Origin of the sequence: Bradyrhizobium neotropicale (assembly GCF_001641695.1) — a bacterium.
Taxonomy (GTDB): Bacteria; Pseudomonadota; Alphaproteobacteria; order Rhizobiales; family Xanthobacteraceae; genus Bradyrhizobium; species Bradyrhizobium neotropicale.
This window is the reverse complement of sequence record NZ_LSEF01000008.1, coordinates 24,095-40,384: the sequence shown is the minus strand read 5'-3', so window position 1 is coordinate 40,384 and position 16,290 is coordinate 24,095. Positions and strand designations below refer to the sequence as shown.

Annotated in this window: 16 protein-coding genes; 6 read left to right on the top strand and 10 right to left on the bottom strand. The window is 64.6% G+C overall.

Going from position 1 to position 16,290, the window contains the following annotated elements:
• Window positions 1–219: 219 nt before the first annotated feature.
• From AXW67_RS00960 to AXW67_RS00945, 4 genes are all read left to right on the top strand, one after another.
• Window positions 220–1,815 carry a sensor histidine kinase gene (locus AXW67_RS00960; protein ID WP_027555888.1) on the top strand — a complete coding sequence of 532 codons (1,596 nt, stop codon included), beginning with the start codon at window positions 220–222 and terminating at the stop codon, window positions 1,813–1,815.
• Window positions 1,816–1,860: 45 nt separating this feature from the next.
• The gene (locus AXW67_RS00955; RefSeq protein WP_063675921.1) at window positions 1,861–2,064 is read left to right on the top strand and encodes a DUF1289 domain-containing protein; all 204 of its coding nucleotides are present in this window, start codon (window positions 1,861–1,863) and stop codon (window positions 2,062–2,064) included.
• Window positions 2,065–2,092: 28 nt separating this feature from the next.
• Entirely contained in the window at window positions 2,093–2,647 is a 555-nt protein-coding gene (locus tag AXW67_RS00950; protein ID WP_063675920.1) for a TIGR02281 family clan AA aspartic protease, read from the top strand.
• 227 nt (window positions 2,648–2,874) lie between these two features.
• Window positions 2,875–3,537, top strand: coding sequence for an outer membrane protein (locus AXW67_RS00945; protein WP_063675918.1), 663 nt, complete (start codon window positions 2,875–2,877; stop codon window positions 3,535–3,537).
• Window positions 3,538–3,590: 53 nt separating this feature from the next.
• On the opposite strand, the gene dusA is transcribed toward AXW67_RS00945, so the two are convergent.
• The 6 genes from dusA to AXW67_RS00915 form a co-directional block, all read right to left on the bottom strand.
• Entirely contained in the window at window positions 3,591–4,586 is a 996-nt protein-coding gene (gene dusA / locus AXW67_RS00940) for a tRNA dihydrouridine(20/20a) synthase DusA (RefSeq protein WP_082907710.1), read from the bottom strand.
• 485 nt (window positions 4,587–5,071) lie between these two features.
• Window positions 5,072–5,815 carry a cis-4-hydroxycyclohexanecarboxylate dehydrogenase gene (gene chcB2, locus AXW67_RS00935; protein ID WP_063675914.1) on the bottom strand — a complete coding sequence of 248 codons (744 nt, stop codon included), beginning with the start codon at window positions 5,813–5,815 and terminating at the stop codon, window positions 5,072–5,074.
• A 38-nt stretch (window positions 5,816–5,853) separates the two neighbouring features.
• Entirely contained in the window at window positions 5,854–6,648 is a 795-nt protein-coding gene (locus tag AXW67_RS00930; protein ID WP_063675912.1) for an SDR family NAD(P)-dependent oxidoreductase, read from the bottom strand.
• A gap of 37 nt (window positions 6,649–6,685) precedes the next feature.
• On the bottom strand, window positions 6,686–7,024 hold the full coding sequence (locus tag AXW67_RS00925) for an NIPSNAP family protein (protein ID WP_027556486.1): 339 nt from the start codon (window positions 7,022–7,024) through the stop codon (window positions 6,686–6,688).
• 22 nt (window positions 7,025–7,046) lie between these two features.
• Entirely contained in the window at window positions 7,047–8,279 is a 1,233-nt protein-coding gene (locus tag AXW67_RS00920; RefSeq protein ID WP_063675910.1) for an ABC transporter substrate-binding protein, read from the bottom strand.
• Between the two features lie 69 nt (window positions 8,280–8,348).
• Window positions 8,349–10,052: an FAD-dependent oxidoreductase gene (locus tag AXW67_RS00915; RefSeq protein WP_063675908.1), complete on the bottom strand. Its 1,704-nt coding sequence runs from the start codon at window positions 10,050–10,052 to the stop codon at window positions 8,349–8,351.
• 184 nt (window positions 10,053–10,236) lie between these two features.
• Here AXW67_RS00915 and AXW67_RS00910 point away from each other — a divergent pair, with 184 nt between their 5' ends.
• Window positions 10,237–11,124: a helix-turn-helix domain-containing protein gene (locus AXW67_RS00910; protein ID WP_063675906.1), complete on the top strand. Its 888-nt coding sequence runs from the start codon at window positions 10,237–10,239 to the stop codon at window positions 11,122–11,124.
• Window positions 11,125–11,152: 28 nt separating this feature from the next.
• Here AXW67_RS00910 and AXW67_RS00905 read toward each other — a convergent pair whose 3' ends face one another.
• The 4 genes from AXW67_RS00905 to AXW67_RS00890 are packed head-to-tail and all read right to left on the bottom strand — an operon-like array spanning window position 11,153 to window position 14,813.
• Window positions 11,153–11,983, bottom strand: a complete 831-nt coding sequence (locus AXW67_RS00905) for a sugar phosphate isomerase/epimerase family protein (protein WP_027555283.1) — start codon at window positions 11,981–11,983, stop codon at window positions 11,153–11,155.
• On the bottom strand, window positions 11,980–12,873 hold the full coding sequence (locus AXW67_RS00900; RefSeq protein ID WP_027555284.1) for an NAD-dependent epimerase/dehydratase family protein: 894 nt from the start codon (window positions 12,871–12,873) through the stop codon (window positions 11,980–11,982). The genes AXW67_RS00905 and AXW67_RS00900 overlap by 4 nt, the downstream gene beginning before the upstream one ends.
• 21 nt (window positions 12,874–12,894) lie before the next feature.
• Window positions 12,895–13,761 (bottom strand): IclR family transcriptional regulator, encoded by an 867-nt coding sequence (locus AXW67_RS00895; RefSeq protein ID WP_145927335.1) that lies wholly within the window; start codon window positions 13,759–13,761, stop codon window positions 12,895–12,897.
• Window positions 13,758–14,813, bottom strand: a complete 1,056-nt coding sequence (locus AXW67_RS00890; RefSeq protein WP_063675904.1) for a Gfo/Idh/MocA family protein — start codon at window positions 14,811–14,813, stop codon at window positions 13,758–13,760. The genes AXW67_RS00895 and AXW67_RS00890 overlap by 4 nt, the downstream gene beginning before the upstream one ends.
• 190 nt (window positions 14,814–15,003) lie before the next feature.
• Between AXW67_RS00890 and AXW67_RS00885 the strand changes: the two genes are divergently transcribed.
• Window positions 15,004–16,266 (top strand): ABC transporter substrate-binding protein, encoded by a 1,263-nt coding sequence (locus AXW67_RS00885; protein ID WP_063675902.1) that lies wholly within the window; start codon window positions 15,004–15,006, stop codon window positions 16,264–16,266.
• The last annotated feature ends 24 nt before the right edge of the window (window positions 16,267–16,290 follow it).

The following is a 16,290-nucleotide window of genomic DNA, read 5'->3' as shown; positions in this document are numbered from 1 at the left end:
CCCGCCGCATCGCGCCTCCCGCGCTTGCGGGATACCTGGCCGGCGCTGCGGTCTACATCGCGCAGCATGCGGCACTGCATTGAGCGGCCGGGCGCGTCAAAAATTAACGCCCCGTTAACGCAATTCTTTAGCTCCTTAAGTCAGCTCTTAAGGATTTGTTGCCAGAGATAGACAATGCAGAAGGCCCGCCTTCGTGTGGGCAGGAATCGTTGTTGTTCGATGAGTAACCCCGCTGAAAAGCCCGAGGTTGTGCAGCTTCCGGCCGAGCCGGTCAGCGTGCCATCGGCGAGCAGTCGCCGGGCTGCCCTGCAGCGGGTGCGCGAGGCGCGCGACAAGTTAACGTCGACCAGCGGAACCCGGCCGGCCTTCGACGCCGAGCTGCTGCGCCAATATGCCCAGACCCGGCTGTCGGCCTCCTACGTCGTGCTGCTGCTGGTGGTGGCGACCGGCGTGCTGTTCGGACTGTGGATGCAGCCGATTCCGGCCGCGGCCTGGACCTGCGGCATGATCTGCATCCACGCGGCGATGATCCGCAGCTGCCGGCGGTTCCTGGCCGAGCCGAGCACGCCCGCCGCGACGCGCGCCTGGCGGACGCGCTTCGTCGTGCTCGACCTGCTCTATGGCCTGTGCTGGATGGCAATCCTGATCCATCCCGTGCTCGACATGGTCACGGAAACGCTGATGATGTTCCTGATGCTGCTGGTGATCGCAGTGTCGAGCATGCTGGCCGCCAATCTGCCGATCGCAGCGGTTGCCGCGACCGCTCCCGTCGCAGTCGCGATGGCCTTGAGCTTCGTGATGACCGGCTCGCTCGACAACTACATCCTGGCGACGCTCGCGCTCGCGGCCGAAGGTTATTTCGTGCTGCTGGCGCATCGGCTGCACTCCTCGACCTTCGCAACGCTCGAGGCGCGCGCCGAGAAGGATGCGCTGATCGGCGAGCTCGAGCAGGCGAAGGCGATCTCGGACGAGGCCCGTCACCGCGCCGAGTCCGCCAACGTCGCCAAATCGCGTTTCCTCGCCCAGATGAGCCATGAGCTGCGCACGCCGCTGAACGCGATCCTCGGCTTCTCCGAGGTGATGAAGAGCGAGATCTTTGGCCCGCATCAGGTCGCCGTCTACAAGGAATATTCAGCCGACATCCATAATTCCGGCGTGCACCTGCTCAACCTCATCAACGAGATCCTCGATCTGTCGCGGATCGAAGCCGGCCGCTACGAGTTGAACGAGGAAGCGGTGTCGCTGGTCGGTATCGTCGCCGACTGCCATCATTTGATGAAGCTGCGCGCCTCGAGCCGCGGCATCACCATTCACGAGGTGTTCGAGCAGGCCATGCCGCGGCTGTGGGCCGACGAGCGCGCGATCCGCCAGGTCGTGCTCAATTTGCTCTCCAACTCGATCAAGTTCACCCCCCAGGGCGGCGAGATCTGGCTCAAGGCCGGCTGGACCGCCTCGGGCGGACAGTATCTGTCGGTGAGGGATTCCGGCTCCGGCATCCCCGAGGACGAGATTCCGGTCGTGCTCGCCTCGTTCGGCCAGGGCTCGAACTCGATCAAGTCGGCCGAACAGGGCGCAGGCCTCGGCCTGCCCATCGCGAAAAACCTGATCGACCTGCATGGCGGCACGTTCACGCTGAAATCGAAGCTGCGCATCGGCACCGAGGTGATCGTCACCTTCCCGCCGGAGCGCGTGATGAGCGCGCTGGCACCGCTCTCGGAGGATTCGCCGCCGCTGCAGCCGGAAACGTCCGCCGTATCCGACGAGAAGCGCCGGCCGCGCCACAAGCCGATCATGAGCGCCGGCACGGGCTCGTAAAACAGATGCTTGCAGACATGCCCGACGATCCCTCACTATGTCCGAATGAGCAAAGACACGCCGTGCGTCGCCGTCTGTATGATCGATCCCAAGACCAAATTGTGCTTCGGCTGCGGCCGCACGCTGCCGGAGATCGCGCGCTGGCACGCGATGGAGCGCGCGGAGCGGCTCGCGGTGATGGCGCAGCTCGCGGCGCGCATGGCCGAGGCCGGATTGCAGCCGATAGCCGCATCGCCAAGACGCGCCTGACCGGCGTGCGCGCGGTCGGAGGCGCACGATGATCAGGTTCCTGCTCGTTCTCGCCATGCTGGCCGGCACCGCCGGCGCCGTCGTCGCCTATGGTGATCCCGCGCAGATCGCGCGCGCCAGCCACAAGGTCTCGCACATGTTTCGCGCTCAGACCGCGGCGCCCGCTCCCGCCGTGCAGATCCAACGCGGCCAGGGCGGCGAATTTGCGCTGCGGGCGAAGATCAACGGCATCGCCGCGCCAATGGTGATCGATACCGGGGCGACCTCGGTGGTGCTGACCTGGGAAACCGCAAAGGCGATCGGGCTGCCGCTCGAGATGCTCGAATATGACGTCGACCTCGAGACCGCAGGCGGTCACACCAAGGCGGCCCGGCTCACGCTCGACCGCCTCGCCGTCGGCCATCTCGTCGAGAAATCGGTGCCGGCACTCGTCGTGCAGCGCGGCCAGATGAAGACCAATCTGCTCGGCATGAGCTTTCTCGACCGCCTGGAGAGCTGGGGCGTACGTGCCGACACGCTGATGCTCACCGGCTATCCGGAGCTGCAGAGCAGCCACCGCCGCGCGCGCACGGCGCTCGACTAGCCGACATACCAGCACGCCGCGGCCACCGCCGGCTTGCGCCCGCAGACGCGCACCGGCTGCACAGCCGCCCATCAACCTCGATGTCCAGAACCGTGCCGAAAAGGCGCGGGTGTGGCTCTTCCGCTATTTACAAACCGCCCAGTCGGTTTATAGAGAAGGCATCCCGGATCGGGTTGGACCAGCGCTGCTTTCTCGAGGGAATGCGGCCAAGTGGGAGATTGAGAGTGATGACCGCCAGAGCCGCCTTACGCCGCACGATGTGCGCCCTGCCCTTTGCCGCGGCGTTTGCCGCGAGCAGCGCCAGCGCCGCGGACCTGTCGCCGCGTCAGTCGGCGCCCGCCTACACGGCGCCGCAGCCGGTCTATTCCTGGACGGGCCTCTATGCAGGCTTGAACGCTGGCTATGGCACCAGCACCGACGACGCCTTCAACAATCTCGTCGGCGCCAGCGGAGACAAGGTCAAGGGTGCGTTCGGCGGCGTGCAGATCGGCTACAATTATCAGCTCTCGCCGATGTTCGTGGTCGGCATCGAGAACGACTTCGAGGGCGGCGACCTGAAGAACCACGACGCGGTGAACAGCGCCGCGGTGAGCCTGCCCTGGTACATGACCGGCCGCGCCCGCGCCGGCATCGCGACGATGGATTCACGCCTGCTGTTCTTCGGGACCGCGGGTCTTGCCACCGGCGAACTCAAGGACGGCAGCCTCAACAAGATGAAGATGGGCTGGACCGCCGGCGGCGGCGTCGAGTGGGCGTTCCTGCCGAAATGGTCGGCCAAGGCCGAATATCTCTACACCGAGTTCAAGCACGACAATCTGCCGGACTGGAACGCGGCGAAATTCCACACCTTCCGCGTCGGCGTGAACTATCATTTCGACCTGTTCCGCTGATCGGCGATGAGCGAAGAGCCGGGCTCGCGCGCCGGCTCTTCACTAAAGGTGCATTACGCAGCCGCCTCGGCCGGCACAGCACCGCCGATGCGGGCAATGGCATCGCGCAGCACGCTGACGCCCGCGCCCGGCTTCACGCCCTGCTCGGCAAGATGACGACGGAAAGCACGCGCGCCGGGCACAGCGTGGAAAGCGCCGACGAAATGCCGCGTGATCGCGTGCAGCCGCGTGCCGCGTGCAAGCTGCTCTTCGATATAGGGCATCATCGCTTCAAGCGCGTCCTGCATGGTCGCATGCGGCGCAGCCTCGCCGAAGATCTCGGGATCGACCGAGAGCAGCCGCCACGGCTCCTGATAGGCGGCGCGGCCGAGCATCACGCCATCGACATGGGCAAGATGCGCCCTCGCCTCGTCGATGGCGGGGATGCCGCCGTTGATGATGATCGGCACATCCGGCATCGCGCGTTTCAGACGATAGACGCGATCGTAATCGAGCGGCGGGATGTCGCGGTTCTCCTTCGGCGACAATCCGTTGAGCCAGGCCTTGCGGGCGTGCACGATCAGGGCATCGGAGCCCGCCGCGACGACGGCGCGCGCAAGCGTATCGAGCGCGACTTCCGGATCCTGGTCGTCGATGCCGATGCGGCATTTCACGGTGACGGGAATAGCGACCGCGCGCTTCATCGCATCGACGCATGACGCCACGAGCTCCGGCTCCGCCATCAGGCAGGCGCCGAAGCGGCCATCCTTCACGCGATCGGACGGACAGCCGACATTGAGATTGATCTCGTCATAGCCAAACTCCTCGCCGATCCGCGCGGCCTCGGCGAGCTCGCGCGCATCCGAGCCGCCAAGCTGCAGCGCCACCGGATGCTCGACCGCGTCGAACCCGAGCAGCCGTTGCCGGTCGCCGTGAATGATGGCGCCCGTCGTCAGCATCTCCGTATAGAGCAGCGCCCGCCGCGTCAGGTGACGGTGGAACACCCGGCAATGCCGGTCGGTCCAGTCCATCATCGGAGCTGTGGCGAATTTCCAAGGTAAACTATTCATCTTGCTGATCTATTTGTCTCCAATCAAAGTCCATAAATGATTGAACTGATTGGAAAAATCAAGAGCGCGCGAATTTTGATCATTTGCTTCTTCCCTGAATCATGTCCCTTGGTTGGAAGCCAATGCCAAACTTGATGTCTCGGTCACACATGGCGCACACGAAATCCAGGGTGCACACGTGCGGAGCTCGTACTCAAGCTCCTCTGACAGTTGGTCGATGGACCCATCCCTAATTCGCAACACGAGCGGGGCCCACGAAACGCCAAGAACCTTACACATTCAACCAAAATGAGGATTTCAACTTGGCAGTGCAGTCAAGGTAGATCCAGCCCATAAAGGGACAAACTCCGTACACCGCAACTGGAGCGCAATTGGGGAAGCGCTTCAATACAGCGTGAGGAGCATGATGAAATTGGATCACACAAGTGGCCGATCCAGAGCTATCAGCTCTCCCGCCCTGACTCGCGCTGGCGCAAGCTGATAGGCTAAATCGCCGTATAGCCACCATCGGCATTGATACATGCGCCGGTCATGAACGACGCTCTGTCACTGGCGAGAAAAGCCACGACCTGGGCAATCTCCTCGGGTCGGCCGAGGCGCCCCATCGGCTGCCGCACCAGCATCGCCTGCCGAACCGCTTCAGGAAGCTGGCCCAGTAGCGGTGTGTCAACATAGCCTGGTGAGACGCAGTTGGCCCGGATGGCTTGCCTGGCATAGGTCAGCGCGACCGAACGGGTGAGATTGACAACCGCGGCTTTCGCAGCCGAATAGGCGTTGCTGTTCTCCTGGCCGACATGGCCGAGGATCGACGCCATATTGACGATGGCTCCGCCGCCCGTCGCCAACATCGCGCCCGCAGCGAATTTGTTGCAGATCGCCACGCCCGTGAGATCGACGTCGATCACGCGGCGCCAGTCCGCGAGATCAAGCTCATGGATCGGCGCCTTGCGCTCGGGAATTCCCGCATTGGCGACGAGAATATCGACCCGGCCAAATTTCGTTACCGTCGCCTGCATCAAGCCGGCAACGCTGCTCTCGTCGGTAACGTCGACACGCTGAAACGCGGTCTCAAAGCCTCTGGCGGCAAGTTCGGCCGCGAGCGCTGCGCCGCTTTCCGCGAGATCGCCGAGCACGACTTTCGCACCCTCGATAACGAACAGGCGCGCGATCGCGGCCCCGATTCCGGAGCCCGCGCCTGTGACGACCGCAACCTTTCCCTCTAGCAGCAAGGATCCCTCCTGCCTGGCCGGCGACGTGCTGGCCGCCTTCAGTTCTTCTCGAAGCCCGGACGCGGAATCACGCCCATGATCGTTCGGGTAAAGCCGCCGTCGACGACGATCTCCTCACCGGTGATGTAGCTTGCGCGCTCACTGGCGAGGAAAACAACCGCATCGGCGATGTCGGCCGGCCGGCCGATCCGCTGAGCCGGCACCAGGGCCCGCCGTGCATCGTGCACGCCCGGAGCCTGATAGATCGCTTCGGTCATCGGCGTACGGATCATGCCGGGGCTGACCACGTTGCTGCGCACGCCTCGCGCCCCCCATTCCACGGCGAGCTGGCGGGACAGCATGACGACGCCGGCCTTGCTCACGCTGTAGGCGCCGCTGTAGGTCTGCGGGACCGACGCCGAGATCGACGCGACATGGACGATGGCGCCTGCGCCCATCTCCAGCATCGTCTGGCCGAACACCCGCGCGCAGCGCAGGTAGCCCGTCAGGTTGAGCGACAGAATGCGGTCCCAGTCCGTCATGCTCAAGGTGTCGAGGCCGCCGGGCAACATGGTGCCGGCATTGTTGACGAGGATCGCGGGCTGACCGACCTTTGTCGTGATCTGCTGGGCGACGCGCGCGACGCTGTCGTCACTTGTGACATCGCAGGCGAAAAATTCCGCGCGTCCGCCGCTGCCGCGAATCTCCGCCGCGACGGCCAAGCCGGCCTCGTCCCGATCGAGCACGACCACGTTTGCGTCGACTGCCGCCAGGCCAAGGGCGATGCCGCGCCCGATGCCGGCGCCGCCGCCCGTGACCACGGCAACGTTCGACGATAGATCGATCCAAGTCATGCAGGGCTCCGCAAGTTGAGAAGGGACGGACTGCACATCACGAGGAGAGGCCTGCCAGGGACGGCAGTTCGATCCTGCGGATCAGCCGGTTCTCCTGCGCGATGATGAGATGTTCGGAAGCCCTGAGATAGGCCGGCCAGTCCGGATCCTTGTCGCGCGCGGCGTGGCGGCGCTCGAACTCTCCCATGTCGGAAAAGCCCCAGAGGTGCACGATCTGGTTCAGCGGCCCGACCGCGCTCGTGAACATGCCGAGCGGCCGTCCCAGATATTTGAGCTGGACCGGCATCGCGAGCCGATCGAACACATCGATGAACTCCGACATTTTCCGCAGAGCAATGGTGTAAACGCGCAAATCGACGATGGCGTGCTCGGTCATCGGACCTCTCCCCACTGAGCGATCAGCTACGCGCCAGCCCGCAGTTGCCTTCCTCGAGGGGCCGGAACGCCTCGTCTGCGCTGAGCGTCGACACCAGCTTGTACACGTCTCCGGTCGATTTGCTATCCGCAGGCTTCTTCACCTCGAAAAGATAGGCCGGATGGATCTTGCGCCCGTCAGCGCGGATCATGCCCCGACCGAAACAATCGTCGTCGGTCGGCATCTTCTTCATCAGTTCGACCACATCGCGGCCGTTGCGCCTGGCCCGCTCGACGCCAAGCTCCTTCACCGCCTTGAGGTAGTGCAGCACGCAGGCGTAGTCGCCAGCCTGGCTCATGTTGGGATAGACGTTGGCGGCCAGGCGCGGCTTCACCCGATTCGTGAAGGCGCGAGTCCGGTCGTTCAGATCCCAGTAGAAGGTCTCCGTCAGCGAGAGACCCTTCGCCGTCGACAGGCCCATGCCGATGACGTCGGTGACATAGCCGACCAAGGCCGCCATGCGCGTGCCGCCATGGTCGAGCCCGAACTCCTGCGCCTGTTTCAGGCAGTTGATCAGCTCGTTGCCGGAATTGGCAAAGGCGATCACATTGGCGCCGCTCGACTGTGCCTGCAGCAGGAATGAGGAGAAGTCCGACGTCGAACCGAAGGGATAGCGCACCGAGCCCAGCACTGTGCCGCCGGCCGCCTTGACGAATTTTGCCGCATCCGCTTCAGCGGCATGGCCGAAGGCATAGTCAGCGGTGAGGAAGAACCATTTCGAGCCACCGGTGCGCACCAGCGAGGTCGCGGTGGAGTGAGCGAGACACCAGGAGTCCCATGACCAGTGCACCAGGTTCGCACTGCAGCTTTTGCCGGTCAGGTCGGATGAGCCGGCGGTGGTGATCAACGCGACCTTGTTCTTGTCCTCGATCAGGTATTTCGCGCCGAGCGCGATCGAGCTGTTGCCGACATTCTCGATGACGTCGACGCCGTCCTGATCGAACCATTTGCGGATGATCGCGAGCCCGACATCGGCCTTGTTCTGGTGGTCGGCCACCAGGATCTCGACCTTGATGGACGGATTGGCCTCCATGAATTCGGCCGCGGCCTGCTGCGCACATGCGACCGTGGTCGGCCCCGACACGTCGCGATAGATACCGGACATGTCGGTGATGACGCCGATGCGGATGGTGTTGTCGGCCTGCGCTCGCGCCAGGCGCGGCGCCAGCGTTGCTGCGAGACCTGCGCCGACAAAACCGCGTCGCGTGATATTCATGTCGTTTCTCCCTTAGTCGCCGCACCGCGCCGGTGCGGGCTTTCGTTGGTCCAGATGGACGATGTGCGTTCAGGCTTGCTGGCCGGCCAGATGACGGCCGGTGATGTAGCCGAAGGTCATGATCGGCCCGAGCGTGATGCCGGCGCCGGGATAGTTGCCGCCCATGATCGAGGCGCGATCGTTGCCGACGGCGTATAGTCCGCCGATCGCCGTGCCGTCGTGGCGCACCACGCGGCCCACCACGTCGGTGGTCAATCCATCGAAGGTGCCGAGATCGCCCATGATGATCTTGAGCGCGTAGTAGGGCCCGGCGCCGACCGGAGCGACATTTGGATTGGGCTTATGCTCGGCATCGCCAAGATAGCGATTGAAGGCCGTGCTTCCGCGCTTGAACGCAGTGTCGACACCATGAGCCGCCCCCTGATTGTACTCGTGAACCGTTCCTTCCAGGCCGTCGGCATCGATCCCCGCATTAGCGGCAAGCTCGCGCAGGGTCGCCCCGCGCGTCAGATAGCCGTTGCGCACGAAGATACCGACCGGCACCGGCGCCGGCTTGGCGTAACCAAGACCGTATTTCCGGATCGTGGCGTGATCGCAGATCAGCCAGGCTGCGGTTTCCTTGCCGCCAGCGCCGTCGGCAATCATCGCAGCGCCGACGTCGTGGTAGGATTCCGACTCGTTGGTGAAGCGGCGCCCCTTCCGGTTGACCGCGACCACGCCGGGCTTGTACCGGTCCACGAGATGCGGAAATGCGCCGGTGCGATTGCCCAGTGGTACGCGCGACACCGGCATCCAGGCGGCGGCGTTCGAAAAGCGGATGTCGCAGTTGCCGCCGACCTCCTCTGCCATGCGGATCCCATCGCCTGTGTTGGCCTCGGGCGTCGGCGACAGATGTTCGCCACCGCGCGCAAGGTGCGGATAGGCGCGGGCGATCCGCGCCTGATCATGAGGAAATCCGCCGCTCGCCAGTACCACTGCGCGGCGCGCCGCAATCCGGTACTCGCCCTTGTCATCGCTCACGACCGCGCCTGTGATGGCGCCGTTCTGGCTGACCAGCCGCTGCGCCGGCGTTGCCGTGAGCAGCGGGATGCCGAGGTCGAACACGGTCTTGGCAAGACGCGCCGCCAATGCGTTGCCGCTGGTGATCTTGACGCCGCGGCGATAGAGCGCGAGGTCCTTGATGTGGCCGGCGAGCCGCTTCGCCACATAGATCGCCGAGGTCAGCGAGCTCGTCACGCGGAAGAAGTGCTTCAATTCGTCGTTGGACGAGTTGAACATCATCCCGATGAAGGTGATGGTCTCGAGCGGCGGCCGCAGCCGGCGGATCTCCTCGCCGAGCGCGCGGGCGTCATAGGGCGCCGCCGTGACCGAGCGGCCCAGCGCCGCGCCGCCCTCGACGTCCGGGTGATAGTCGGGATAGGCGGACAGGACGAATTTTGCCTCGGTCTCTCGCTCGAAGAAATCGAGCATGCGCGGGCCGACATCGAGAAAGGCGTCGACCGCCGCATCGTCGAAATGATTTCCGGTCTCGTGCTTCAGGTAAGTGCGCGCCGCCTCGCGGCTGTCTGTGACGCCCGCGTCACAGGCATGCCTGTTCCCGGGAACCCAGAGAACGCCACCGGAAAAGGCTGTAGTGCCGCCGAAATACTGATCCTTCTCGATGATGATGACGTCGAGGCCGGATTTCTTGGCCGTGATCGCGGTGGACAATCCACCGGCGCCCGAGCCCACGACCAGCACGTCGCACGACAGATCACGCTGCTGTCCTGGCATTGACGCCTCCTCCCGTGTGGCCTTCTGCCGCCGTCCCGTTGTTGCGTCGGGTCATGCGCAAGCATCTGGATAAGGGCGGACACGGTCGCCGCCAATGGACGAAACTCCCTTAATATTGTACTTTTCATAGGTGCGGCGCAGCGATTAGCCATCGCTGGCGGACGCCACCAAGGAAACCGCCGGCATGATCCCGCACTACTTTTTATACGAGGAAGCGGCTCCGAAGGTCGAGCCGTCGTTCCTCCATATCGAGCCGATCCCGGTGCGCAGTGGTCGCCACGATTGGACAATCCGGACTCACACCCATCCCGACCACCACCAGATCCTGGTGATCAGCAAGGGCGGCGGCGCCATCGAGGTCGAAGGCGTGAGCTGGGAGGTGTCGCCGCCATCCCTGGTGATCGTCCCAGCGCTCACGATTCATGCCATTCGTTTCAAGCCCGATACCGACGGCTACGTCATCACCGTGGCACCGCCCTTCCTGCAATCCGCGCTCGACAATGATGCGGATCTCGTCGAGGGCTTTCGCATACCGGTCCGATTTCTCCCGCAGCAAATCGGCGATGACATCGACCTTGTCGGCCTGTTCGCCTCGCTCGAGCATGAATTCGTCTGGTCGGCCCCGGGCCGCCGCACGGCCATCAAGGCCTATCTGCAACTGCTCGCGGTGACGGTGCGCCGGCTGCTCGAGCAGGAGCGCGCGCGCCCCGTGTCCACCGCACGCGACGCCGACACGGTGATGCGCTTTCGCGAGCTGGTCGAGCGGCACTATCGCAATCACCCGCCGCTCGATTTCTACGCGCGCAAGCTCGGCGTGACGGCGGCGCGTCTCAATGCCTGTTGCCGCGCTACCACGGGCAAGTCGTCGCTGGCGCTGATCAATGACCGGCTGCTCACGGAGGCCAAACGCAACCTGCTCTATTCCGACATGACCGTGAACGAGATCGGTGCGGCGCTCGGCTATGCCGATCCGGCCTATTTCAACCGGTTCTTCTCCCGCAATGTCGGCTTGTCGCCCGGCCGTTTCCGCGAGCGCCTGCTGCCCGGCCAGACCCGCGCGGTCGCCGGTTGAAGTTCTCGCGGCAAGCTGCCTTGCGTGGTCAGCTATCGCGCGTAAAGGCCAGTCCCTGCCGCTGCAGCGCTGCAGCACCCTCGCCGATGTCCTGCAGCGGCCGCTCCGACAGGATTTCGAGAACGATCCTGCCCCCGTAGGAACGCTGTTTCAGCTCTGCCCCAATGGCGGCAAAGTCGATCTCGCCAGAGCCAATGGGATCGTGTCGCCATTGCCCCTTCGGACTGTCGGACAGATGAACGATACCAAGACGCGGCCATAGGGTCCTGAGACCCTCGACCGGATCCTCGCCGATCGCAATGGCGTTTGCGACATCGTAGATCACCGGCATGTCGGCGTAGCCTTCATCGGCGAGGAAGCGGACGATATCGGCGGCGCTGGCGAGAAGCCCCTGCGGATGGTTCTCGAGGATAATTGGAATTCCAGCATGCGTCGCCTTGTCATGAATCCGGGCAAAGGCCTCGCGAAAGCTGACCATCAGCCGGTCATTGGCCTTGGCGAGCAGCGCATGCCGCCGTCCGGAGCCGACGCAGATCCAGCGCGCCCCGAGCTCGGCCGCCCGCTCGATCGTCGCCTCATAGGACGCTACGGCGAAATCAACCACATGCGGCGACGGGCTCGCGAGATTAATGTCGCTGCTGGCAAGATCGAGCGCCAGCAAGGACAGGCCGTAGCGCTCGATGAGCGCGCCGATCCGCCGGGTTCGCGCCGCGTCCTGCCGCCAGGGATCGAAATGCGGCGGCGTCGCCATCAGTTGAACCGTGCGATAGCCGGCATCGGCGAGTTGCGCGATCGCCTCTTCCGCGACGCAGTCCCAGGCGAAGCCGAAGGTGTGAGCGCCAAGCACCGGGGTCGTCATGGCTTTCCCCGATAGAGCTCGATGGTGCGGCGAATGCCGACCCGCAGAGAGGTCGCAGGCAGGTCCGGAAACACGCGCCGCAGATCGCCCTCCCCGATGTCCTCGGCGAAAGGAAGCTCGGGTCCGTCGATGCCGATCTTGGCATTCGGGACCACGGCCCTCACCGCAGCAACGACATCGTCGTTCGACACCACCTCGCCAGGCAGGTTGAAGACGTGCGCGCCGTCAGGCTCGCGCAGCAGCGCGGCCTCGTAGGCCGCGACCACGTCATCGACAAACACGAGGCCTGCGGTGCTGGCATACGGGATCACATAGCTCTCTCCCCGCGCGGCCGCGCGGCAGGCGAGCGACGGCCCTGCGGTCGACCCGGTTTCGCGGCCGAAGCCATAGACGATGTAGGGCCGGAAACCGACGCTGGCGATGCCGTGATCCGCCCAATAGGCGCGCGCGCTACCCTCACAAGCCAGCTTGAAGGTGCCGTAATGTGTGATCGGACGCGGCGTCGTGGCGTCGTCGGGGCCATAGACACCGGCGCTGCTCGTGAACACGATGCGCCGGATGCCCAGCACCTGCGCCGCATTGAAGACGTTCAACGTTCCGACCAAATTGATCATCGCGCCGCGCACGGGATCGGCCTTGCACGCCGGCGTCAGGACGCCGGCCAGATGAATGATTGCGTCGCACCCCTCGGCAGCCGCGCGCACCGCGTGCGCACCGGCGATATCGCCGAGGCGCCAATCCACTGACGCGGCGGCAGCTCCCGCGATTCTATCGAACAGCGCCGTGCGCTCGACCGGCTCGACGACGCGAAGCTGGTGCCCGCTGCCGGCGAGACGGCGCGCCAGCCATGCGCCAATGAAGCCACCACCGCCCGTGATCAGAACTCGCATCGCACTCAGGACTCACATTGTTCAGGATGCATTCGTGTCGAAGAAACTGCCGTGAGGCCGCCCGCCCTGAAGGCCGGGCGAGGCGAGCGTCGCCATCGAAAGCTCCTGCGCGGTCTGAACCAGCGCTGGCGCCAGCTCGAGCATCCGCTCCTCGGTCAGGCGGATATGCGGACCGGCGATGACGACGGCACCTGTCACCTCCTTGGTCTTGGGATGACGGATCGGTGCGGCAGACGCGTTCATCCACGGCGTATAGGTCTGCAGGCAGAGGCTGACCCCGCGCTTGCGGGTCTGACGCAGGTATTTTTGCAAGGCCGGCCAGCTTTCCGGCGCGCGCGGACCATAGTCCTTGCGCAATCCATACCCCTGCTTCTCGACGAGAGCGCGCGCATCATCGTCGGAGAGACAGGATAGCCAGGCGTGACCGCTTGCCGAGCAGGACAGCCGGCCGACCTGTCCCATGTCAGGGTCGTAGCGCAGGCCGGCGGGCGAACCTTGCGCCTTGGCGACCCAGACGAGCTCGCGCCCGTCGATCATGGCAAGGCGCACCAGCTCGCCGCTTTCCCGCGCCAGGCGATCGAGCAGCGGCTGGGCGAAATCGGTGATGCCGCTGCCGGCGAGGAAGGTGAAGGCAAGCGACGCGATCTTGGCGGTGAGCTGATAGGCGCCCTGCTCGCGCTCCTGCTTGACGTAGCCGTGCTCGATCAGGCTGGTCAGCACGCGATGCGTGGCGCTGCGCGGGATGTGCAGGGAATCGGCGATCTCGAACAGCAGCATGCCATGGGCGTTGGTCGCAAGCAGCTCGAGCACGCCGAGGGTGCGCTCCAACAGGCCGCTCGGCGCCTCGCCGGTTTCCGGATTCTTCAGCATCAGGGCTTCCTGATTCACAATTGCATCTCCTGATCAGGGCGCACTATCTGGCCGGTTTTGGCGGCTTTGTGAACTGCCATTGTGGCCCGCAGCGTCAGCGCGCCGTCGCGCGCGGTAATCAGTGGCCGTTCCTCCCCGCGAACCACCCGTGCCAGATGGTCGAGCTGGGCGCGGTAGGGATCCCCACGTTCGAATGTCACGCTGTCACGCGTGATCGGGGCGAACCAGCTCTTGCCCGAAGCGTAGTGCCAATGGTCGAGCGTCGGCAGCGCGAGCGAGCCCTCGGTGCCGCTCAGGAAATGCGTCTGCACCGCGACGGGCTGCGGCGGATAATTCGGACTCTCGCCGCTCGCGAGGTCCCAGCTCCAGGGCGCGGCCGCGGTGTCGCTGAGGTTCAGCGTCACCAGCGCGCCATTGGCGAGGCGGAGCAGAACGGCGGCACTGTCCTCGACGTCGAAGCCGCGGACCGCGTTGGACGCGATCGCCTGAACGGATACGATCTCGCCGCAGAGATGGCGGATCAGGTCAATCTCGTGAATGAGGTTGATGAGCACCGGTCCGCCGCCGGGCTCGCGCCGCCAAGCCATCTCGAAATAATCGGCGGGCTTGTAGAAGGTATAGAGCACGGTCGCGTTGGTCAGGCGGCCGAGCGCACCCTCGGCGATCATCGCGCGCGCCCGGCGGATGATCGGATTGTGCCGCCGGTGATGCCCGACCAGGACCGGCAGGTTTGCGCGCTCGGACGCGATCGCAATTGCGGCCGCATCATCAAGCGTGCTCGCGATCGGCTTCTCGACCAGCGGCACGATGCCGCGCTCGATGCAGGCGATGGCGAGCTCGCGATGCGTCGCGTTCGGCGTGGCGATGACCGCCGCCTGTGGCTTCACCTCGCGCAGCAGATCGAGCGGATCCGCATAGCAGGGAACACCGAGGCCCTCCGCATAAGCCCTTCCCGCAACTGAAGGTTCGGCGATTGCTGCAGGCGCGCAGGAGTCCAGACGGCGCATGGCTTCGACGTGCGCCCGCCCGATCGCGCCAGCGCCGAAAACTGCCACCGCGACCTTCGACATTCCACGCCCCTCCCATCATCGGCATTGCTTCGGAAGGGCTTCTAGCACGGGCCCTTCAAAATTGGAATTGGATTCCAATTTTCAATTTTGGATATTGGAATTCAATTCCAGTCGTGTTAGGGCCTCCGGCAAGAGCCGCATGTACGGCCGACCGGCAATGACTGGTTTTTGGGAAAGGGGAGGATCGAAAATGACCGAACAGAAGAAGACGCTCGCAACGACAGGGTTACGTATCGGCCGGCGCGGATTGCTGCTGGGCGCCACGTCGCTCGCCGCATCGCGCCTCGGCATGCCCTATATCGGCAACGCCGCCGCCTCCGAACCGATCAAGATCGGAATGATCTGGGCCAAGACCGGCTCGATCGTCGATCAGGCGGAATATCTCGCCCAAGGCGGCATGCTCGCGCTGGAACAACGCAACAACACGCTGCTGGGACGGCCGGCCGAGATCGTCTGGCTGGACGAGCCCAATCCGCAGGGCGCTCAGCAGAGCGCGGAGCGCCTGGTTGGCGAGCAGAAGGTCGTCGGCATGGTCGGCGGCGCGCTGTCCTCGTTCGCGCTGGCGATCTCGTCGGTCGCCAAGAAGGCAAAGATTCCTTACGTCGCCGCGAATGCCGCCACCGGCGATCTCACAGGCAAGTCCTGCAACAAATACACCTTCCGTCTCCAGCCGCCGGTGGACGTGCATGCGCGCATCCTCGCGCCTTATTGCGCGTCGATCGGCAAGAAGTGGTACCTCTTGACCGCGTCCTACGCTTTCGGCCAGGACATCAAGCGCGCCTTCACCGACTACATCACCGCCAATGGCGGCACGGTGGTCGGCGCCGACGAGGTGCCGGTCGGAACGCCGGATTATTCGTCGTTCATCCTGAAGATCCGTGCTGCCAAGCCCGACGTCGTGATCGGCGGCATTGCCGCCAGCGATCTCACCACGTTCCTGAAGCAGTGGAACGAGCTCGGCATGAAGGGCAAGATTCCCTTCGCCGAGATTTCGGTCGGCAATACTGATCTGTGGGGCGTCGGACCCGAGGCAGCCGACGGCCTCTACACCATCACCTGGTGGTACAAGAACCCGAACAATTCGCCCGGGGAGCAGGCGATGGCGGCGGCTTACGAGAAGAAATACGGCCGGCCCGCCGCCGACAAGGCCTGGATGGGCTGGCTCGGCATGAAGAGCCTGCTCGATTCCATCGAGATGGCGAAATCGACCGAGCCCGGCGCCATCGTCCAGGCGCTCGAGAACTGGAAGTATCGGCGCGGCGATATGGACATCGGCTATCGCGACTTCGACCACCAGATGACGAGCCGCCTCCTCGTTGCGGGCATCCACCCGAAGATCACCGACAAGTGGGACTATTTCGACGTCAAGGCCGAACTGCCGAAGACGCCGGACGATATCGCCAAGGCCTTCGGCGCGCAGGCCGACAGCGCCTGCAAGATGGACACGCTCTGACGTCGTTTCAAAGCGGCGCACGAT